General features: G+C 43.5%; 19 protein-coding genes. 17 read left to right on the top strand and 2 right to left on the bottom strand.

Annotated features, from left to right (window positions below; genetic code table 11):
- Position 1 precedes the first annotated feature (1 nt).
- Both J4N37_RS19185 and J4N37_RS19190 read right to left on the bottom strand, forming a co-directional pair.
- Positions 2–1,333 (bottom strand): sigma-54-dependent transcriptional regulator, encoded by a 1,332-nt coding sequence (locus tag J4N37_RS19185; protein ID WP_038882919.1) that lies wholly within the window; start codon positions 1,331–1,333, stop codon positions 2–4.
- On the bottom strand, positions 1,333–2,343 hold the full coding sequence (locus J4N37_RS19190) for a MotY family protein (RefSeq protein ID WP_252043131.1): 1,011 nt from the start codon (positions 2,341–2,343) through the stop codon (positions 1,333–1,335). Before J4N37_RS19190 ends, J4N37_RS19185 begins: the two co-directional genes overlap by 1 nt.
- 406 nt (positions 2,344–2,749) lie before the next feature.
- Here J4N37_RS19190 and J4N37_RS19195 point away from each other — a divergent pair, with 406 nt between their 5' ends.
- From J4N37_RS19195 to J4N37_RS19275, 17 genes are all read left to right on the top strand, one after another.
- Complete coding sequence (locus J4N37_RS19195; RefSeq protein ID WP_252043133.1) at positions 2,750–3,547, top strand: FliM/FliN family flagellar motor switch protein; 798 nt, start codon at positions 2,750–2,752, stop codon at positions 3,545–3,547.
- Positions 3,547–3,915 (top strand): flagellar motor switch protein FliN, encoded by a 369-nt coding sequence (fliN, locus tag J4N37_RS19200; RefSeq protein ID WP_010450905.1) that lies wholly within the window; start codon positions 3,547–3,549, stop codon positions 3,913–3,915. The genes J4N37_RS19195 and fliN overlap by 1 nt, the downstream gene beginning before the upstream one ends.
- Before the next feature lie 78 nt (positions 3,916–3,993).
- Complete coding sequence (gene fliP / locus J4N37_RS19205; RefSeq protein WP_086026586.1) at positions 3,994–4,695, top strand: flagellar type III secretion system pore protein FliP; 702 nt, start codon at positions 3,994–3,996, stop codon at positions 4,693–4,695.
- 16 nt (positions 4,696–4,711) lie between these two features.
- Entirely contained in the window at positions 4,712–4,981 is a 270-nt protein-coding gene (fliQ, locus tag J4N37_RS19210; RefSeq protein WP_010450901.1) for a flagellar biosynthesis protein FliQ, read from the top strand.
- Positions 4,981–5,757 (top strand): flagellar biosynthetic protein FliR, encoded by a 777-nt coding sequence (fliR, locus tag J4N37_RS19215; protein ID WP_171357499.1) that lies wholly within the window; start codon positions 4,981–4,983, stop codon positions 5,755–5,757. Before fliQ ends, fliR begins: the two co-directional genes overlap by 1 nt.
- The gene (gene flhB, locus J4N37_RS19220) at positions 5,754–6,881 is read left to right on the top strand and encodes a flagellar biosynthesis protein FlhB (protein ID WP_171357498.1); all 1,128 of its coding nucleotides are present in this window, start codon (positions 5,754–5,756) and stop codon (positions 6,879–6,881) included. Before fliR ends, flhB begins: the two co-directional genes overlap by 4 nt.
- Before the next feature lie 31 nt (positions 6,882–6,912).
- Entirely contained in the window at positions 6,913–9,003 is a 2,091-nt protein-coding gene (gene flhA / locus J4N37_RS19225; RefSeq protein ID WP_252043134.1) for a flagellar biosynthesis protein FlhA, read from the top strand.
- A complete protein-coding gene (locus J4N37_RS19230; RefSeq protein ID WP_252043135.1) occupies positions 8,996–9,793 on the top strand; it encodes an EAL domain-containing protein in 798 nt (265 codons plus the stop codon). The genes flhA and J4N37_RS19230 overlap by 8 nt, the downstream gene beginning before the upstream one ends.
- 148 nt (positions 9,794–9,941) lie before the next feature.
- The gene (gene lafA / locus J4N37_RS19235) at positions 9,942–10,796 is read left to right on the top strand and encodes a lateral flagellin LafA (protein ID WP_252043136.1); all 855 of its coding nucleotides are present in this window, start codon (positions 9,942–9,944) and stop codon (positions 10,794–10,796) included.
- Positions 10,797–11,115: 319 nt separating this feature from the next.
- Positions 11,116–12,453, top strand: a complete 1,338-nt coding sequence (gene fliD / locus J4N37_RS19240) for a flagellar filament capping protein FliD (RefSeq protein ID WP_038883759.1) — start codon at positions 11,116–11,118, stop codon at positions 12,451–12,453.
- 22 nt (positions 12,454–12,475) lie between these two features.
- Positions 12,476–12,862, top strand: a complete 387-nt coding sequence (fliS, locus tag J4N37_RS19245) for a flagellar export chaperone FliS (RefSeq protein ID WP_038883760.1) — start codon at positions 12,476–12,478, stop codon at positions 12,860–12,862.
- On the top strand, positions 12,846–13,166 hold the full coding sequence (locus J4N37_RS19250) for a hypothetical protein (protein ID WP_038883762.1): 321 nt from the start codon (positions 12,846–12,848) through the stop codon (positions 13,164–13,166). Before fliS ends, J4N37_RS19250 begins: the two co-directional genes overlap by 17 nt.
- Positions 13,163–14,314 carry a flagellar hook-length control protein FliK gene (locus J4N37_RS19255; protein ID WP_252043137.1) on the top strand — a complete coding sequence of 384 codons (1,152 nt, stop codon included), beginning with the start codon at positions 13,163–13,165 and terminating at the stop codon, positions 14,312–14,314. The genes J4N37_RS19250 and J4N37_RS19255 overlap by 4 nt, the downstream gene beginning before the upstream one ends.
- Positions 14,315–14,335: 21 nt before the next feature.
- Positions 14,336–14,833, top strand: a complete 498-nt coding sequence (locus J4N37_RS19260) for a flagellar basal body-associated FliL family protein (RefSeq protein WP_010450878.1) — start codon at positions 14,336–14,338, stop codon at positions 14,831–14,833.
- A gap of 12 nt (positions 14,834–14,845) precedes the next feature.
- Positions 14,846–15,574 carry a FliA/WhiG family RNA polymerase sigma factor gene (locus tag J4N37_RS19265; RefSeq protein WP_010450876.1) on the top strand — a complete coding sequence of 243 codons (729 nt, stop codon included), beginning with the start codon at positions 14,846–14,848 and terminating at the stop codon, positions 15,572–15,574.
- 10 nt (positions 15,575–15,584) lie between these two features.
- The gene (motA, locus tag J4N37_RS19270; RefSeq protein ID WP_010450875.1) at positions 15,585–16,442 is read left to right on the top strand and encodes a flagellar motor stator protein MotA; all 858 of its coding nucleotides are present in this window, start codon (positions 15,585–15,587) and stop codon (positions 16,440–16,442) included.
- Positions 16,442–17,434: a flagellar motor protein MotB gene (locus J4N37_RS19275; protein ID WP_088879446.1), complete on the top strand. Its 993-nt coding sequence runs from the start codon at positions 16,442–16,444 to the stop codon at positions 17,432–17,434. Before motA ends, J4N37_RS19275 begins: the two co-directional genes overlap by 1 nt.
- The last annotated feature ends 77 nt before the right edge of the window (positions 17,435–17,511 follow it).

Raw genomic sequence — 17,511 nt, forward strand, 5'->3', positions numbered from 1 at the left:
TTTAGGCTGCTGAGCCAAGTGCCGACTGTAAATCGATTCCGTGCTCACGCATTGCCGCAAGCTTATACCTTAATGCACGAGTCGAAACTCCTAACGCATCTGCTGTTTTTGTTCGATTACCGCCGAACTGACGTAACTTATCTAGGATGAATTGAAACTCTGCTTGCTTCTTCGCCTCAACATGGCCAAAGCTAGATGTCGGTTCCACAGGCTGGGCTGAAGTCACTAACTCAATCGGTAACATTAGATCCTGAGCCGTAATGTAGTCACCGTGACGCATAACCAACGCTCGTTGAATGACATTTTCTAGTTCACGAATATTTCCTGGCCAGTGATATTGGCTTAAGGCAGTCACAGCATCGTGAGACAAATAGCATTGGCTTTTATCTTGATACTTTTCGATGAAAAAGTGACTGATAGGCAGGATATCTTCTTTGCGCTCTCTCAGCGGTGGCCAATGAAGTGGGAGGACATCTAATCGATAGTAAAGGTCTTCACGGAAAGTACCTTTTTGCACTTCTTCTCGCAGGTCTTTGTTCGTTGCAGCGATGACGCGGATATCTAGCTGAATCGCTTTATGACTACCAACTCTCTCGACCTCACGCTCTTGAAGCACGCGCAATAGCTTCGCTTGCACAGCAGGAGACATTTCTCCTATCTCATCAAGAAGGATAGTACCGCCATTGGCCTCTTCAAATTTACCACTCTGTGAAGCACTCGCTCCGGTAAACGCTCCCTTCACATGACCAAAAAGCACTGCTTCCAACATAGATTCAGGGATTGCTGCGCAGTTCACTGCGACAAAAGGTCCGTCAGCACATGAACTGTGCTCATGAACATAACGGGCAAGCACTTCTTTACCAGTTCCCGATTCACCAGTAATCAATACACTTGCTGTTGTACACGCCGCACGGTGAGCCAACTGAAGTACCTGCTTACTGCGCCAAGACTCGGCAACAATGTTCGCAAGTGGCTTTTCAAGAGCCTCAACACGAGTAAGTAAACTCAAAAGTTGGTTACTTTCAAACGGGCGCAGCAAATAATCTGTCGCCCCTGCTTTCATTGTCTCTGCTGCAAGAATGCCTTGCTCTTGATCGACAATCGCAATCACAACGCCAGAATTACGCTGCTTTTGATGGCAAGCGACAAATTCACGGACACACATATCCGGAAGATTTGAGCTCACTAAGGTAATTTTTGCCCTTTCTTCCAATAATGCACTTCGTCCTGTACGAGCATGACGAATGAGATAACCCGCCTTCTGCAAGACATGCAAAACTGGTTGAGCAATAACATCATTCGGCTCAACCAACAGAACTTCCATTTTCGCCATCATTGCACTATTACCTTATTCTTGTTGATCTCAGTGTTACGTGAATTACGTGGAACAATTTCTTCGTTATCGCGAACCAATCGCAATGTAACGCGGCGATTCCTATCTCGACCATCAGCAGTACTGTTGCTAGCGACTGGATAGCGGGCCCCGTGTGCTCTTACTTCAATCAGGCCTTTATCAATACCTAGCTGCGTCAGCATATCTGCGACTTTTTCCGCTCTCTTTCGTGATACAGATAGGTTGGCAACCGAGGAACCAACATTGTCGGTATAGCCGTCGACTAATATTTTGGTTATGCGATCATCTCTAATGATGTAACTTTTCAAAGCTCTAAGTTTGTGAGATTGAGAGGCTGATAGTGATAGTTGCCCAAAAGCAAACGGCAATACAACATCTCTAGCCTGAGCAAAGGTCATTTTTGGTAACTCAGACCTACATGCGTCAAGAGAATCTAAAGATGTATTCATCTGTATTGTCGGAATCGTTAGCTTTAAGGAATCATTACTTCCGCTTAGTGACAGCGTAACCCATCGACCTTGGTGAACATTATCTAAAAGCTCTGATATTCCCTGTTGAAAGACTAAGCGCTTCTGGTTATTCACTACTTCAAGAGTATCAATGACAAAGGGTTCACGCCCCTTTTGCCATGGAGCTCGAACACTCTGAAGTGAAGCTCTACTCCAACTTTTGTCATTACTACTTAATTCGGCAACAAAAGAAACATTGTCATTTGGTAACAAGCGGAAATAAAACTTCCCCTGCGGAATCTTTGAATGAACCAATTTGCATTCAAATTTTCCTCCTTTAAATGACCAACTGGATAAATCCATTGGCACATTAATATATTCCGAGGCATGAAGGTGAGGCACAGAAAATAAACCGAGAGCCAAAAACGTAGATAAACAGCGACGAAAACGTTTTACATCACTATATTTTTGACATTTCCATGACTGAAGAAAACTAATTAGATATGCCGTACCATTAAAATTATGGGCATACAAAACCATATAAAAGTCCTACTTTGAAACAACATCACTCGCTTTAAGTTGTGTGTTATTTAAGCAACCAAGCCTGCCGTTCAATGATTTAAAACTAACAAAACAATAAGTTAGAAATGCAAACCACATAACTTCCTGACTAACTCTCTATTGGTAATAGAGAGTATAAAAAACGAGCTTTGCTCGTTAAATTTTAATATTTTTTATTATTAACTTATTTATAAATCAAAGTACCCGTTTTCTGATTTTATTTGAAGATGACTTTGTCAACTCCATGTCAACATATGAACCGAAGTCACATTATTAAAATGCCATGCTAATAAATAATAAATAACCCTGTGTAGACTGTCGCTGCGATTGTGGATTAAAGACAATTGTTAACGCAAGGTAAAATATATAAAGAAGCAGAGTTTAAATGGCTAATTCAGACGTGCAGATTTTAAATGTAGAATTGTTAGGAAAGCCTATTCATATCATACGTGAAAAGTTGTTTACCCTAATTTCGGAGTCTTGTAATGGCTTAACTAATGAGCTGCAGAACTGGCTTAAAACCAACAAAGTCGAAGCGAAGATACATTCTGTCGAGCTACATTCGTTTTCACCATCTGAAATGGAAGCGAACACGACATCGACACTAAGGCACCAAAGTGGTGGCCTTATATACATACATACTGAGACAGAAACTCTGATTAAACTTGCAGATCGATTTTATGGTGCAACGGTTGAACGTTCTACAACGTCTTTAACCAGTAGTGATATCCGAATTCAAGAAAAAATCAGTAAACTGATGGGAAACTGGTTAGCACCCTCAGAAATGTGGAAAGCCGAACGCTTTGAACCTACTAGTGGCGTTGGCCTACATGTGCAGTTGACCATTAAGTTCAAGGATCATGTTGGCACCATCCACATGAAGTTGGACGGTCAACTAGTACAAACCCTAATTGACGAGCTGGAGCTTCAATCAAAGTCCGATCTGAACGAACCGTTTAAGCAGGCGTTAACCACGACCCCTGTTCGTTTGAATGCTGTACTAGCTAAAAAGACGATGTCGTTAAGTGATGTTGTACAGCTTCAACCGGAAGACATTCTTCCAATAGAGTTGTTTGCCAATGTCCCACTAAGCATTGGTAACCAAACACTTTTCTCAGGTCGCGTGGCAGAAAACGACGGCCAACTCGTATTGATTTTTAACCAAAATAAGGAATCGCACTAATGAGCGAATCTTTTGAAAACACTGCTTTCGACAGTGACGACATTAACTTTGACGACTTCCAACTTGAAGACTTGGACAACGAAGTATCTACGGACACTCCCGCTTTCGCTGAGAGAGATCTGAGTTTCTTTAAGAACATTCCTGTTACTGTAACTCTAGAGGTTGCAAGTAAAGAAATTGCCCTAGGAGATTTGATGAAAGCGGGGGAAGGTACGGTATTAGAGTTAGATAAACTCAATGGCGAACCGCTAGACGTGAAAGTCAATGGCGCATTAATGGGTCATGCTGAAGTTGTTGTTATTAATGAAAAATACGGTTTAAGACTTATCGACGTTCTTGATTCTGCCTTATCTGGTGTTGGTCGATAAACAGTGGTACCTAAAAGCATGCGCATTTTTAAAAAGCCTTCACTCTTAGCTGCATTTATCGCACTGTGCACGTTGGGGATGATGTCATTCCCAACATTTGCAACAGAGAGTGGCCTCACATTTTTGTCAGTGACAGATGGTCAAACACAGCAAGAATACAGCGTTAAGCTCCAAATCCTGTTGTTAATGACGGCATTGAGCTTTTTGCCTGCTTTTATTTTAATGGCAACCAGTTTTACTCGTATCATCGTTGTTTTGGCGATACTAAGACAAGCATTAGGCCTACAACAAAGCCCTCCTAACCGCGTTCTCGTCGGTATCGCACTCTCGCTGACTATTTTGATAATGCGACCAGTATGGTCTGACATCTACGACAATGCTTTTCAGCCATACGATAATGGTGAAATAACCCTTATTCAGGCATTCTCTGTCGCGGAAAAGCCCGTTAGGAACTTCATGCTAGCTCAGACCCATCAAAGTGCTTTGGAACAAATGCTGCGAATCGCTAATGAGCCTATCGATCAAAATATCGAGGAGATTTCCTTCGCAGTTGTACTCCCAGCCTTTGTGATAAGTGAGCTAAAAACGGCATTTCAAATTGGCTTTATGCTATTTATTCCATTTCTCATTATTGACTTGGTCGTTGCCAGTGTTTTGATGGCTATGGGCATGATGATGCTATCACCGCTGATCGTTTCTTTACCATTCAAGTTAATGGTCTTCGTTTTGGTTGATGGCTGGGCCATGACGGTAGGCACCTTGTCTGCAAGCTTTGGGTAACAGGGAGAAATAAATCATGACTCCTGAAATGACGGTAACTTTGTTTTCTGACGCGGTATGGCTCATTATCTTAATGGTGGCCGTTTTAGTCGTACCAGGACTTGTGGTCGGTCTCGGAATAGCAGTATTTCAAGCAGCAACTCAGATCAATGAGCAAACCTTAAGTTTTCTTCCCAAACTATTGGTCACTCTACTTATGGTCATTTTTGCTGGCCATTGGATGCTGCGTAAAATCATGGAACTGTTTGATTATCTGTTCCATAACATTCCGGGAATGATTGGCTAATGGCCATTACGTTTGCCGAGCTTTCCGTCATACTTGGTCAACTTTGGTGGCCATTTTTTCGTATTGGCGCCGTTTTCATTTCCATGCCGTTTTTCGGGGATGCACTTATCCCTGTTTGGGTCAGGAGCCTACTCGCACTTTCAATTGTCGTCATCACGGCACCATTGATGCCCGTAATGCCTGAAGTTGAGCTATTTTCTCTCACCTCACTGTTCCTTGCATTCGAACAGGCAATTTGGGGGATAATGTTTGGCTTAATTCTACATATGCTTTTTACCATTTTTACAATGCTGGGTCAGATCGTCTCATTGCAAATGGGTCTTGGTATGGCGATGATGAATGATCCTGTCAATGGCCTCTCCGTTGCAATCTTAGGTCGTGTCTTCTTACTGTTTTCAACCTTATTGTTTTTGGCTTTAGAAGGGCACTTACTCATCATTGATATTTTGATTCAGAGCTTTGTAATATGGCCTGTAGGATCGGGGATCTCCTTGCTCTCAATACACGGGGTCCTAAATGTATTTGGCTGGATGTTTACATCTGCTCTCGCTCTCGCCCTACCCGCGATCGTTTCTATGCTGCTCGCCAACATCAGTTTTGGTGTAATGAACCGAGCCGCGCCTTCACTGAACGTATACGCACTCGGTTTTCCTATGACCATGATGCTTGGTCTATTTAGTGTTCTGCTTTCAATTTCAGGCGTGCCTAGCCGGTATACCGCTCTAGTACACGATACTTTGCGTTATTTAAACAGCTTCATGATGGGGGGCGCATGAGCGATCAATCTTCACAAGACAAAACTGAAAAAGCCTCCCCGCAGAAAGTTAAGAAAGCGAGACAAGAGGGGCAGATCCCAAGAGCAAAAGAGTTTACGACCGCAGTTATTTTTTTGGCTGTCGCTCTCTATTTCTACTCTCAGCTCTCCAATATTTGGCAGAGTATGACGGGTGTCTTCCGTTACAATATGGCATTGACCAAAGACGATCTCGCATCACCGAATCAAATGGTGGAACAAATCGGGCAAAGCCTAGCGATGATCATCGAAATGCTAGTACCTATGTTTGCTGTCATCATCATCGTTACCGTCGCCAGTACACTTGTGCTAGGTGGTTGGATGTTTCGTCCAGCAAACATGTTGCCCAAGTTAAGCAAGCTGAATCCTCTTTCAGGTATAAAACGCATGTTTTCGACTCGATCTCTAGTCGAGTTAATTAAGTCAACGCTCAAAGTCACTGTAGTTTTTGCCGTCCTTTACGGCTATCTAGATAACCACCTTCAGCCATTGTTAGGGATGCAAAGCCTACCTCTTAATCAAGGGGTAACGATGATCATGTCTATCTTGTTTGAAGGGTTGCTCCTGATGGGCTTTGCACTTCTCATTTTTGGTGTCATCGATATTCCTTACCAACGATGGGAGCACTTAAAAGAGCTCAAAATGACAAAGCAAGAGCTTAAAGAAGAATTTAAAAATAACGAGGGACGACCTGAAGTTAAACAACGTATTCGCCAGATTCAACAACAGTTCGCCCGACGTAAAATTGATAAGATGGTGCCAACTGCGGACGTTGTGATCACCAACCCAACCCACTACGCGGTGGCGTTAAAGTACGATATGAGCCTCTCTGAAGCCCCATTTGTAGTAGCTAAAGGCGTCGATGAAACAGCAATGCACATTCAAAGAATCGCAAGAGAAAACCAAGTCGAAATTATCAATTCGCCACCTCTGACGCGTTCAATCTATTACACCACCGCTATTGAGCAAGCGATTCCAAGCCAGCTCTATATTGCAGTGGCGCATATTCTGACTTACGTATTGCAGCTGAAGGCTTTTCGTAAAGGCTCGGGCAAAAAGCCACACCCATTGCCTATTTTTTCTATTCCTAAACATTTGCAGCACTGATTAACCAGCGTTTACCCAAGGATACAAGAGCATGTTTAACCGGTTAAAACAGATCCAAACTTCGACAAAAGGCTACATCGGGATACCCGTTGTACTGTTGATGGTGTTAGCAATGGTCATTTTGCCATTGCCTCCACTGCTATTGGATGCCCTATTCACCTTCAATATCGTACTTGCGATACTGGTTTTATTAGTAAGCACAACGGCGAAGAGACCACTCGATTTCTCTATCTTCCCGACAATTCTTCTGGTTGCGACTCTTCTACGCCTAACGCTAAACGTTGCCTCGACCCGTATTGTATTACTTGAAGGTCATAATGGTGGCGACGCTGCTGGTAAAGTTATTCAAGCTTTCGGTGAGGTCGTCATCGGCGGTAACTATGTCGTCGGTATGGTGGTATTCATCATTTTAATGATCATTAACTTTGTTGTGATCACCAAAGGTGGTGAACGTATTTCAGAAGTATCGGCACGATTTACCTTGGATGCCCTACCGGGTAAGCAAATGGCTATTGATGCCGACTTGAACGCTGGCTTAATTGATCAAGAAACCGCTAGACTAAGACGTAAAGAAGTTGCGAATGAAGCCGACTTCCACGGTTCAATGGATGGCGCATCAAAATTTGTTCGTGGTGACGCAATCGCGGGTCTTTTGATTCTATTTATTAACATCATTGGCGGTATCAGCATTGGTGTGTTTGAACACGGCCTGCCCGCTTCGGAAGCATTCAAAACCTATGCATTGCTGACCATTGGTGATGGCCTAGTCGCGCAAATCCCATCCCTGCTGCTGGCAACCGCTGCCGCTATCATCGTTACTCGCATTAATGATACTGACAATGACATGTCAGAGACCATGCACAAACAGCTTTTGGCGACCCCAGCAACCTTGTTTACGGTTGCAGGCATTATGGTCATCATTGGTATTGTTCCTGGCATGCCACATCTTGCTTTCTTTACGTTCGCGGCTGTACTTGGCTTTGCAGGGTGGCGCCAATTAAAAAAACCAGTTCAAGACCATCAACTCGATCAAGTAGAAGCAATTTCACAAGCGATGCAAGAGGAGGAAACCCCACTTACTTGGGATGATATTCCACATGTACATACTCTTGCATTGTCACTTGGTTATCGCTTAGTACACCTTGTAAACAGAGAACAAGGAGCGCCATTGGCACAACGTATTCGTGGTGTAAGAAGAAACCTCTCTGAGCAAGTTGGCTTTCTGCTTCCTGAGGTACGCATACGTGACAACCTAGCTCTTAAGCCAAATCAATACACTATTTCACTCAATGGTGAAGTAATAGAAGAAGGTTTTATTGAACCAGACAGACTGATGGCTATTGCTGTTGGTGAAACATACGGAGAAGTCGATGGTATTTTGGGCAGTGACCCAGCATACCAGCTACCAGCCGTTTGGATTGAACACAATGACAAAGCGAAAGCACTCAATATGGGCTACCAAGTTGTCGACGATTCAACCGTTATCGCAACTCATATCAGCAAAGTGATGAAAACCAATCTTGCCGATTTATTCAACCATGATGACGTTGAAGCAATGAACCAACGTTTGATGGCACAAGCTCCAAAACTAGCAGAAGCTCTGGGAGCGGCATTAACGCCAGCCCAACAACTCAAGGTGTATCGTCAACTGCTACTCGATCAGGTGCCACTTAAAGATATCCGTAGTATTGCAAACACTATGCTGGAATCGTCCGAAAATACTAAAGACCCAATTTTGTTGTCTTCCGATGTTCGCTGTACGTTACGAAGAACGTTAGTCAACTTAATCGCAGGGAAGAAAGTAGAGATTAGCGTCTACGCGTTGTCTGATGAACTTGAGCAAATGCTACTGACGTCACTACAGCAAGCACAAGCAAATGGTCCAGTAATGCTTGATAGCTTCCCTATTGAGCCCAACATATTGGGGCAGTTCCAGCAGAACTTGCCTTTGATTAGACAACAATTAAAGCAACAAGGGCTTGCACCGATCTTATTAGTGATGCCTCAATTGCGACCATTACTTTCTCGATACGCGCGCACCTTCACGCAAGGTCTTGCGGTGTTGTCGTATAATGAAATTCCAGAAAATAAACAAATTAATGTGGTAGGAAACCTTGGCTAATCTCACTTCAGCACAAGCAATATATTTACACTTGTGTAAGTTAATGAAGCAAAGCGTCGTCACGGATGACGACCAAATTGTTTATGACGCTTTTACCAAACAAGACATAAAGCACGCTTGCCAAGCTATTAGGCAAGTGCAATCTGGCGATATCGAGTTTCAGCATCTCACGCTGCGTTTTGGCCACTCCGGTGAACAAAGTATTTATGATTTTGACTTATCTGAAACAATGATTCTGTGTCTAGACCTTTACAGTATCTATCTAGCCATCCGTCAAACTCAGTTTCAAATGGAAACCTTCCACCCGGATTTGATCAGTAACGTTGTTGTTCCAATTCGAATGAGTGCGCTGCTATGGGCAAACGGGAATCGCTATCTTAATCGAGTCATTGAACATCACGGTAAAGCCTTCAAACACATCATCCCGTCAATACAATTTGATGAACCATCTTGCTCCACAGAAGAAAGCTTTGAGCTGGTCGAAAAACTTCGTGAACATGCCTTTTCACTGTGGTTCGAGGTAACAACCTCGCATCTTGACCTTGATAGAGTGCATTCATTTAAACCAGATATGATCAAAATGGTGGTCAACTTAGAAGACAAAGAGCATAGAGAAGCTTTCTTACCAGTTGCTCGTTTTTTAAGAAAGTACCGCTATAAATGGGTAGCAAGTCGAGTTGCAAACCAAAGCGAACTTAATCGTTATCGCCTGCTTGGAGCAAGCTACTATTTTGGTTATTTCAGCGATTTACCTACCCCTATCTCTTTCAAAGCACCGACTTTGGAATAGACATCACTAAAACAGAGCAAAATACAATTAATTGAAAAATTTTTTATTTTTTTAATTAATCTTCACCAACAACCATCCGCCTCTAGTTAGTGAGCAAGGGAATTTCCCGAAGCCTGAAAAAGATATTGAGAAACCAAGGAGACTTAAGATGGCTTTATCTATGCATACTAACTACGCTTCACTTGTTACGCAAAACACGCTAAACAACACAAGTGGTCTTTTAAACACTGCAATGGAGCGTTTGAGCACAGGCTTCCGAGTTAATTCTGCTGCTGATGATGCTGCAGGCCTGCAAATCGCTAACCGTCTAGAAGCACAAACTCGTGGCATGAACGTTGCGATGCGTAACGCACAAGACGGCATCTCTATGATGCAAACAGCTGAAGGTGCAATGGACGAAATGACTAACATCGTTTACCGCATGAACGACCTAGCTACTCAATCATTGAACGGCTCTAACAGCACTGCTGACCGTACAGCAATGGATACTGAGTTTAAGCAGCTAACTGCTGAGCTAACTAACATCATGAGCAACACGTCTTTCGGTGGTCAAAAACTACTAGCGACTGCAGGCGCATTCGAAGCTGGTGCAGTTAACTTCCAAATTGGTTCGTCTTCTGCTGAAACTCTAGCTGTTGACGCATCGGTAAGTGTTAAAAAAGTAGCAGCAACTCTTGGTGACGCAGCTATTACTGATGGTATCGGTGATGCAGCGAAAGCAAAAGCAGCCCTTGATAAAATCAGTGGCGCAGCTGGCCTTATTGAAGATATCGGCGCAAGCCGTGCACAGTTTGGTGCAAACATTAACCGCCTAGAGCACACAATGACTAACCTAGGTAACATGGTTGAGAACACTACTGCTGCTAAAGGCCGTATCGTGGACGCTGACTTTGCTGTTGAATCTTCTAACATGACGAAGAACCAAATGTTGATGCAAGCCGGTACAACTGTACTATCTCAAACGAATCAACTTCCAGGCATGGCAATGTCTCTACTTCGCTAATTTAGCGAAAGTAACCTTCACCATTAAACCTCCCGCTGGGAGGTTTTTTTTTAGTCTGACTACCGAAAGATGATTAATTTTACCCGCCATTAGGTCGCCTATAAATAAGGAAGCGTTATACCTTGGCGCCTAGGAAAAGCGGAATGCCAACAGCGGAAATTCGGCTTCCGCCAGAATGTAAAAACAAACATAAACAACTGTTTTTATTAAAAATTAACTATCGGCACGCATCTTGCGATAACCCTTTATATCATTAGTAAATATTCACTTTACTGTTATCTCTAGATGGTACGAAAACGATGAGAGAGGGAATGACCTCATGAGTTCAATAGATCCAATTTCTATGGCCACTCAATTGGCAACTTACGATGTACAGCCATTTCAACAGCGTTACAAGCTGCAGTCTGACCGCTACCAAGCTCAGCTGACTGCACTAGGAAAAGTTGAAAGCGCGCTTCGTGAATTCCGCACAGCGGTTAATGGTATGAACAGCAGTACGAGCGGCATAGTAAAAAACTCAACGACACTCTCTCAGGAAGGTTTTTTTACCGCTGATGCAAACGCAAATGCACTATCTGGTAGCTATCAAGTTTTCGTAGAGCAAGTAGCAACTGCTCATCAGCTATCTACAGGTATGCCTGCTGACCTAGAAGCAACCACAGAGATCCCGACAACCGGGACTTTGGATTTTACGATAAACGGTAAAAGCATGAGCGTTGACCTCTCTACTGTCGATAATGACGGAGATGGAAAAACAACGATGTCTGAGCTGGTCACCGCGATCAATAACCATGATGACAACCCTGGTGTGAATGCCACTTTAGTGCGTTCCAATGGACAAACTCACTTTATGCTTTCGAGCACCGAAACGGGCGTTGCAAATACGATTAATGTCAGCTCAAGCGGTACAGGACAAGCATGGTTCGACGATGCTTTCACCAACACAAAAGAGATCACGGCACCGCAAGATGCGGTGATTTGGTTGGGCGCTCAAAATACGGGCCTAAAACTCACCAACTCAAGCAACAAATTCGAAGGTGTTATTGACGGTGTAGATCTAACCGTAAGTAAGGCACAAACAGCCGGCGAGGCACCAATCAGTTTAGCTGTCGGTCCTGATAGTGAAGGAACAAAAGAGCAAATCGATAAGTTTGTTGAAACATACAACAACTTGATCTCGACACTTGACGAGTACACTCAAGTCGGAGGAGAAAACAAAGAGCGTGGAGCTTTAGCCAACGACCCTACTCTTCGTTCAATTGAGAGCCAGTTAACCGCAATCACACGTGGCGAATTTAATGGAATGCGACTAAGTGAAATCGGGATCACGCCAGACCGTAATGGGAAACTAACAGTAGACAGTGAGAAATTCCAAGAAGCGCAAAAAACAAATAGCGCAGGTATTGAAGCCATGTTTAATGGTGACGGCGCCCTACTCGATACTCTAGATGAAATGGCTGAGCCGTTCCTGAAGTTCTCATCAGGCCTATTTAACTCTCGTAAAGAGGCTCTCCGTTCTAGTATCGATCGAATTGAAGACAAGCAAGCCACTCTAGAGCGTAAATACGATACCTCGTACAAGCGGTATCTAAAGCAATTTACGCAAATGAACACATTAATGACTCAAATGAACCAAACCATGTCAATGTTTGGTTAAAACGCTTTTAGGAGAAATACTTATGCTAATGGATTCAGGCTACGACTCATACCAGCAAGTCGATCTTGATGCACAAGCAGCCGCCGCTAACCCTCACCAATTAGTAGTGATGCTAATTGATGGTTTACTCGACGAGTTGGAGCGCGTTAGAGGTCATATGACCGCTGGCCGACTAGCTGAAAAAGGTATTGGCATTAATAAATGCATGAACATTCTAATTGGACTAACCAGTGCTTTAGATGAAGAGAACGGCGGCGAAGTTGCACAAAATCTTCAACAACTCTACGACTTTTGCCAGATGGAACTCTACACCGCGAGCGTGAAGAATGACACAGAACGCTTAATTAATGTAGAGCGTGTAATGGGAAACATTCGAGAAGGCTGGGTAAACTTTGGTAAGCAAGCATAAAGTTCCAGCAGGCTATCTAAATCAGTTTGCTCGAAAGATCGAAGCCTCAGCTAAAGCCTCTGATTGGGAGGCTTTGAAAGCTTATGACGCAAAATTAAGGCAGTTATTGTCGGCAAATCCAACACTAGTTAATGATCCATGCCTGCAAGATGAACTGGCACACCTAAAGTCTACCCACCTGAAGGCATTTGTGGCGCTAAAAAACGCAACCGACCAACTAAAAGCAAAAATGGAAATGGTTGATGCCCAGCAAGAGCGAGCAATGGCTTATGAGCTCGCAATGTCTATGGAGATTATGCCATGATCAATGTTCACTCTCTTTTGAGCTCGACCCCTTCTCAATCGTCAGGAGTAACTAAAATTGGCCAAAGTACGGTCAGTCAACCTATTACCGAGCAAAGTCTAGCCTTTGGCCAGTATGTGCAGGTTTCTAATGCCCAACCAAGCTTTAGCCAAACTGATTCGGAAGAGACAATTGAGCCGACTATAGAGCACCAACAAGAATCCTCAGAGGTGGTTGCCCATTCAATTGGCTTGTTCGGACTTCCAGAAGCGCAAGGCGACGGGCATGCGAATGTGCACCCTCTAAACGGGTTCGGCTCTTCACAACCCGAAACACAAAATATGACTGGGTTGACACCAACTTCTGAGGCTCTGCAAAAACTTGCAACTGAAAGAAATATCGATTCGAGTTCTTTACCTAAAGTGGGCACGCTAACACTTGAACCGAAAATGCTCACCCCTCACAATGTGACAGCGTCACATAAATCAGATCAAAACTCGTTAAAAAAAGAAATATTAAATAACAATCAACAAGCTCAAGTAAACAATTTGCAGACTCTATCACAAGCTAGTGCCAAACCAGTTTCGATAGAAAATCCAACTCAGATTGTATCCAACAACAATCCGCAGTCAGCACTTGTAGCTTCGACTTTGATTTCCAATGCTCAACCGGCCGAACTAAACCATGTTTCGAACGTCCCTACTCCTAAACTGCAATCTGGAGGCACTGAGTGGGCATCAATGCAAATTGATACCAAAGCTGGTAAATGGGGTGAACAAATGATGCAAGTTTTACATGACCGAGTGACCTTACAAGCACAACAGAATATGCAAGAAGCGAAGATCCGTCTCGACCCTCCTGAGTTAGGTAAATTAGATCTTTTGGTTCGCGTAGAAGGTGACAGACTTAACGTTCAAATCAATGCGAACGCAACCGCAACACGAGAAGCATTAGTTCAAATATCCGAACGCCTGAGAGCAGAACTTCAACAGCAAAACTTCGTTCATGTGGACGTCAACGTGGGCTCAGACCAAGGAAAAGGCCAACAAAACCAAAATGAATCTCAAGAGGAAGCCAAGGCTACAATTTTTTCTTCAAGAGAATCATCAAATGGCCAACAAACATTTACAGCAATGAGCTCAGAGCACTGGCTCAATACCCAAGCCTAATAAGTTATCGAGGATAAGGTTATGACCAAACCACAAATGATCACCATGATTTTCGCAATGATCATCACTAGTGCTCTAGTTTCTGCTGGCACGGTAGTTGGCGGGATCTGGTACTTAAAACATTCTGGAGAGGAGAAAAGCTTCGAAAACCTAATCGAAAATTCTCCACTTTCATTCTTAACTAAAGAAGAAGAAGTTGTAAAAGGGCCAAGCTTTCACCCTCTTGATAAGGTTGTATTGACAATCAAAGGTAAAAAGCAAACGCACTTTGTCATGCTAGAACTTGCGGTTGAAACCCGCAACCCAGAGCGAATTCAAGATATTGACAATTACATGCCAATGATTCAAAACTCGCTACTCAAACTGTTCAGCGATAAAACGTTTGATGAACTTCAGCAATCAGGTGCAATAGAAGCGCTGCAGAAAGAAGTCAAAGATACCTTATTACTCTCTTTTGCTGAAACAAGCATTGTTCGTGATATCGATGATGTACTGCTGACAAAATACGTCGTTCAATAGCGGAGTTCATTTATGCTAGATATGAACTTCCAAGACGATTATGCGACCGCTGAGCAGCTACAAACGCCAGCCCAAAAGATTGATGAAAACAAGTTACTCCAAAAACATCAAATCATGGTTAAGCGTATCGTGAATCAACTTCGTGTACATGCGACAACACATTGCAGCATAGAAGATATGCAGCAAATTGGTCTCATTGCCTTGATTGAAGCTGGCAGGCGATATGGGGATATTGAAGACCCTAACTTTCCAGCTTTTGCAGTGTGTCGAATACGTGGTTCAATCTTGGATGAACTTCGCCGTTTAGATTGGCGTTCGAGAAAAACCCGTCAAGAAGCTCATGAGCTCAACGATGTAACCAGAGACCTCACTAAGTCACTGGGAAGACCGCCGAGTGACGCGGAAATCATCAAAGCCCTTGGGACTAACGAGCAGGATTATTACGCTCGCCAAAATGCGGCTTTGGCAGGTGAAATGCAAAGTCTCGATCAACTACTCGAAGCAAACAGCCATGCTCAGTTTGGTGGTGATTACGACGGTATGGAGCACGAACACACTCGTCGAAGCCTTGAGTCTGCAGTTCAAAAGCTAACCAAGCGGGACCAACTTTTACTGACATTGTTCTACCAACATGAGCTCAACTTACATGAAATAGCCTTGGTATTGGACCTGACTCCTCCAAGGATATGTCAATTGCATAAACAAGCACTCAAACAACTCAATCATTACCTGGCTTCTTAGGAGTTCAATAATGCAAAAATTCCTCGGTGCACTCATTATCATTATGAGTGTTTTTGGTGGTTACATGTGGGCAGGTGGCAGCCTTCTTGCTATCTGGCAACCCGCTGAAATCTTAATTATTGGCGGTGCTGCCATTGGTGCAACCATTGTCGGCAACCCTCCTCAAGTATTAAAAGAAATGCGTCTTCAACTCCGCTCGGTCATGTCAGCACCTAAAGATGAACGTGAATACTACATGGAGCTGATGGCACTGCTGCAAGTGCTACTAGAGACGATTCGAAGCACAGGTTTCAAATCTCTGGATTCACATATTGAAAACCCAGAGCAAAGCTCAATTTTCGCTAAATACCCATTAGTAGCCCGTGACTTTAGACTTGTTTCTTTCATTACGGACAATTTGCGTTTAATGGCAATGGGACAAATGTCGCCTCATGAATTAGAGGGACTGTTAGAACAGGAAATCGAAGCAATACAGACCGACCTTTTGCTCCCTTCTCGTTCATTACAAAGAACAGCAGAAGCGCTACCAGGGTTCGGTATTTTAGCAGCCGTAGGTGGCATCATTATCACGATGCAAGCAATTGACGGTTCAATTGCCTTGATTGGTTATCACGTTGCAGCGGCCCTCGTTGGTACATTTATTGGTATTTTTGGTTGTTACTGTTTTTTAGATCCAACCAGTAATGCTATGGCACAGCGTGTAAAACGCGATATGTCTGCCTTTGAATGCGTTAGAGCGACGCTTGTTGCTTATATCGCGAAAAAGCCGACACTTCTTGCGATTGACGCTGGGCGTAAACACATTCAGCTCGATATAAAACCAACTTTCAATCAAATGGAAAAATGGTTGGCTGAACAGGAGGGTTAATGCAAAAACAAGAACATGTCGTCTTTAAGCGTTCTAAAAATCACGGCCATGATGAACACCACGGTGGTGCATGGAAGGTGGCGTTTGCTGATTTTATGATCGCGTTAATGGCTCTGTTTCTCGTTTTATGGGTAATGCAGGTTGTTGATAAAGAAGAGCGGAAAGCCATTGTTGCTCATCTACACAGTTCAAGTGTATTTGACCAAAGTTATGGTAACCCGTTTGACACATCACAGAGCATTTCACCTATCGACTTGGCGCAGGATTCATCTGTGCCAAGCAGACATAACTCAAACCATGTTGTGAGCTCATATTTTCAAGGCGATGGAGATGGACCAGAGATTGACTCTCTTATCCCGGGAAACTTTGATACACAAGAGCAGCTGGCTCTACTGGCGAAAGTCATTGAAGAGATGATGGCCCAGATAAGCGCCCAAGGAAACGTAAACGTCACGGTTACGCCACAAGGTCTTCGAGTTGTATTGCAAGATGATTACAAGCAGCACATGTTTAGTCGTGGCGGAGCAGAACTCACACCGTTTTTTGAGGATTTGCTATTGGCATTAGCCCCTATATTTGAGCGCGTTGGAAACCCTCTTATAATTAGTGGCCACACAGATGCTACGCCATTCAAACAGCGCGCGGGCAAGCAATCTAACTGGGCTCTATCTGCAACCCGTGCAGATATGGCGAGAAAGACCTTGGTCTCTGGGGGCATGCCGGATGCTCGAGTTATGCAAGTGACGGGGATGTCAGATCGAGCCTTACTAAATCCAGAAGAACCAGACTCAAGCGAGAACCGTCGCATAGAACTATTTGTTCTAACAACGCCTGCGGCACAAGTCTTAGAGACTTTTTTTGGAAATCAAGATGGCTCTGAACTGCAAAAAGCCAAAGAGAAGGCAGAATTCAACCAACCAGTCATTCGCCAGGAAGTTATTTCTTATTCGTCAGATGGGACTAAATCTAATACCGCCTTGCAAAAGCTATAAAAATGTAGGTCACTAATCCTAGGGTCTGTTCACCTTTTGAGCTTATTTAACCGCGAAAAGTTAACAGACCCTAGTAA

Origin of the sequence: Vibrio sp. SCSIO 43153 (assembly GCF_023716625.1) — a bacterium.
GTDB lineage: Bacteria > Pseudomonadota > Gammaproteobacteria > Enterobacterales > Vibrionaceae > Vibrio > Vibrio rotiferianus.

What these genes read in the sequence shown, in the direction of transcription:
- fliD (WP_038883759.1), top strand. Translation starts at nt 11,116, where the DNA reads ATGAGTTCAATAGATCCAATTTCTATGGCCACTCAATTGGCAACTTAC.
- lafA (WP_252043136.1), top strand. Translation starts at nt 9,942, where the DNA reads ATGGCTTTATCTATGCATACTAACTACGCTTCACTTGTTACGCAAAAC.
- fliS (WP_038883760.1), top strand. Translation starts at nt 12,476, where the DNA reads ATGCTAATGGATTCAGGCTACGACTCATACCAGCAAGTCGATCTTGAT.
- fliQ (WP_010450901.1), top strand. Translation starts at nt 4,712, where the DNA reads ATGACTCCTGAAATGACGGTAACTTTGTTTTCTGACGCGGTATGGCTC.
- fliP (WP_086026586.1), top strand. Translation starts at nt 3,994, where the DNA reads ATGATGTCATTCCCAACATTTGCAACAGAGAGTGGCCTCACATTTTTG.
- fliR (WP_171357499.1), top strand. Translation starts at nt 4,981, where the DNA reads ATGGCCATTACGTTTGCCGAGCTTTCCGTCATACTTGGTCAACTTTGG.
- J4N37_RS19195 (WP_252043133.1), top strand. Translation starts at nt 2,750, where the DNA reads ATGGCTAATTCAGACGTGCAGATTTTAAATGTAGAATTGTTAGGAAAG.
- J4N37_RS19190 (WP_252043131.1), bottom strand. Translation starts at nt 2,343, where the DNA reads ATGGTTTTGTATGCCCATAATTTTAATGGTACGGCATATCTAATTAGT.
- J4N37_RS19265 (WP_010450876.1), top strand. Translation starts at nt 14,846, where the DNA reads ATGCTAGATATGAACTTCCAAGACGATTATGCGACCGCTGAGCAGCTA.
- flhB (WP_171357498.1), top strand. Translation starts at nt 5,754, where the DNA reads ATGAGCGATCAATCTTCACAAGACAAAACTGAAAAAGCCTCCCCGCAG.
- J4N37_RS19255 (WP_252043137.1), top strand. Translation starts at nt 13,163, where the DNA reads ATGATCAATGTTCACTCTCTTTTGAGCTCGACCCCTTCTCAATCGTCA.
- J4N37_RS19185 (WP_038882919.1), bottom strand. Translation starts at nt 1,333, where the DNA reads ATGGCGAAAATGGAAGTTCTGTTGGTTGAGCCGAATGATGTTATTGCT.
- flhA (WP_252043134.1), top strand. Translation starts at nt 6,913, where the DNA reads ATGTTTAACCGGTTAAAACAGATCCAAACTTCGACAAAAGGCTACATC.
- J4N37_RS19275 (WP_088879446.1), top strand. Translation starts at nt 16,442, where the DNA reads ATGCAAAAACAAGAACATGTCGTCTTTAAGCGTTCTAAAAATCACGGC.
- motA (WP_010450875.1), top strand. Translation starts at nt 15,585, where the DNA reads ATGCAAAAATTCCTCGGTGCACTCATTATCATTATGAGTGTTTTTGGT.
- fliN (WP_010450905.1), top strand. Translation starts at nt 3,547, where the DNA reads ATGAGCGAATCTTTTGAAAACACTGCTTTCGACAGTGACGACATTAAC.
- J4N37_RS19260 (WP_010450878.1), top strand. Translation starts at nt 14,336, where the DNA reads ATGACCAAACCACAAATGATCACCATGATTTTCGCAATGATCATCACT.